The following is a 2,742-nucleotide window of genomic DNA, read 5'->3' as shown; positions in this document are numbered from 1 at the left end:
ATACCTCATCACTAGCCATGCCGCATGTTTACCTGTCAAACCGGTATTAGGTCTAGAGGTTTTCCAAAATTCGATCTGGAAAAAACAAGTGAAACGCGCTATAAGATCATAGACCGCGTTGAGGCGCTCCTCATGCTGGCCAGCTCTGTTATTTGTGAAGTCCAACCGTAAAGGGGAAACCGCCATGTCAAAGACATTGCGTGACGCGTGCCGTGCTAATCTGACTGTCGGCAGCAAAACATATCGTTATTACTCGCTTGCCAGCCTTGCCGAGACCTATCCATCCTTGGCGCGGCTGCCATTTTCACTCAAGGTATTACTTGAAAATCTGCTTCGTAATCAGGATGAAAGCTCGGTCACGGCTGCCGATATCGAGGCGCTGGCAAACTGGGCTGAAAGCGGTGAGGGTGGTGAGATTGCCTTTCGTCCATCCCGTGTTCTGATGCAGGATTTCACCGGCGTTCCGGCGGTTGTTGATCTGGCGGCTATGCGCGATGCGATGGGAATAATCGGCGGCAATCCCGAAAAAATTAACCCGTTGTCGCCAGTTGATCTGGTGATTGATCATTCGGTCATGGTTGATTATGCCGGTGGTGCTGACGCAGCGGCCAAAAACACCGCGCTTGAATTTACCCGTAACAAGGAACGTTATGAGTTTTTACGCTGGGGCGCGGGCGCCTTTGCCAATTTCCGCGTTGTGCCGCCAGGAACAGGTATCTGTCATCAGGTTAATCTTGAATATCTGGCACAAACAATATGGACACGTGATGAAGATGGCGAAACCGTCGCTTATCCGGATTCTGTTGTTGGCACCGACAGTCACACAACAATGGTCAATGGCCTTGCTGTGCTGGGCTGGGGCGTTGGCGGTATCGAAGCTGAGGCCGCCATGCTTGGCCAGCCTATTTCGATGCTGGTGCCTGATGTGATCGGCTTCCGTCTTGATGGTAAATTGCCCGAAGGCGCGACCGCGACGGATCTGGTATTGATGATCGTCGAGGCTTTGCGCAAGCGTGGCGTTGTTGGCAAATTTGTCGAATTCTTTGGCCCTGGCCTTGACCAGCTATCCTTGGCTGACCGCGCGACGATTGCCAATATGGCACCTGAATATGGTGCAACTTGTGGCTTTTTCCCAATCGATGATGAGGCTCTGAACTATCTGCGTCTAACAGGGCGTGATGATGACCGCGTGGCGCTTGTCGAGGCTTACGCCAAAGCACAAGGCATGTGGCGTGCCAGCGATGCGGCAGATCCGTATTTCACCGATATATTGTCGCTTGATCTAGCTACAGTTGTGCCATCAATGGCAGGGCCAAAACGGCCACAGGATCGTGTGGCTTTGCCGGATGTGGCGGCGTCTTTTGCCGCTACGCTTGCCGAATCCACAGGGCGGGCAGCGCCTAAATCAGTCGCCATTGATGGTGCGGATTACAGCCTCAGCGACGGTGATGTTGTCATTGCAGCGATCACATCTTGCACCAACACGTCGAACCCGTCGGTTCTGGTTGCGGCAGGTCTGGTGGCCAAGGCCGCACATGAACGCGGGCTGACAGTTCAGCCATGGGTAAAAACGTCATTGGCACCAGGTAGTCAGGTCGTATCGGCCTATCTTGATAAAGCTGGTCTGACCACGCATCTTGATGCGCTTGGCTTTCACACGGTGGGCTATGGATGCACAACCTGTATCGGTAATTCGGGCCCGATTGATGCGCCACTTGCCAAAGCCGTTGAAGAAGGCGGCTTGACTGTCACGTCGGTATTGTCGGGCAACCGTAATTTTGAAGGCCGTATCAGCCCGCATGTTGCGGCGAACTATCTGGCCTCGCCGCCTTTGGTTGTTGCCTATGCGCTTGCGGGATCGGTCAGCAAGGTGATGAATGATGATCCACTGGGCCAAGACAAAGATGGCAATGATGTCTATCTGCGCGATCTATGGCCAACAAATGACGATATCCGCAAGGTTGTCGATCAGGTCATTTCGGCTGAAATGTTCCGCGAACGCTATGCAGATGTGTTCAAAGGCACCACCGAATGGCAAGCAATCAAGACCTCGGCTGGCCTGACCTTTGATTGGGATGATAACTCGACTTATGTGCAAAACCCGCCTTATTTCGAAGGTATGAGCCGTGATGTACCCGCTGGTGCCAGCGACATTGAAAATGGCCGTATTTTGGCCTTGCTTGGCGACTCGATCACAACTGATCATATTTCGCCAGCCGGATCGATCGCGCGTGATACGCCTGCGGCAGATTTTCTGACCGAACATCAGGTGCGTCCAGTTGATTTCAATTCCTTTGGCTCACGTCGGGGTAATCACAAGGTCATGATGCGGGGCACCTTTGCCAATATCCGGCTGAAAAATATGGCGGCAACAGGCACCACTGGCGGCTTTGCCCGACACGTACCGTCAGGTGAAGTGGCACCGCTTTATGATGTGGCAATGCGCTATGCTGATGAAGGCACTGCGCTGATTGTCATTGGCGGCAAGGAATATGGCACCGGCTCTAGCCGTGATTGGGCGGCCAAAGGCACGCGTCTATTGGGCGTAAAAGCCGTGATTGCCGAAAGCTTTGAACGTATTCACCGGTCAAACCTGATCGGTATGGGTGTTCTGCCGTTGCAGTTCCCTGATGGCGTTGGCCGCGAAAGCCTTGGTCTTGATGGCACCGAAAGCGTGTCTTTGACAGGCCTTGCAGGTGGTGTCTCGGCAGGGATGGACGTGCAGGCAACCTTTACCAATGC

The 2,742-nt window shown here is 53.5% G+C and carries 1 protein-coding gene; it reads left to right on the top strand.

What is annotated here, in order from left to right; all coding sequences use genetic code 11:
• Positions 1–184 precede the first annotated feature (184 nt).
• Positions 185–2,742: aconitate hydratase AcnA (gene acnA / locus ACTF7Q_RS10460; RefSeq protein WP_438997776.1), on the top strand; the 2,558-nt coding region annotated here is incomplete at its 3' end.

The sequence above is a fragment of the Puniceispirillum sp. (SeqCode) genome, from assembly GCF_965657105.1.
Classification (GTDB): Bacteria; Pseudomonadota; Alphaproteobacteria; order Puniceispirillales; family Puniceispirillaceae; genus Puniceispirillum.
Note: the sequence above shows the minus strand (reverse complement) of the source record. Positions and strands in the feature narration are given on the sequence as shown.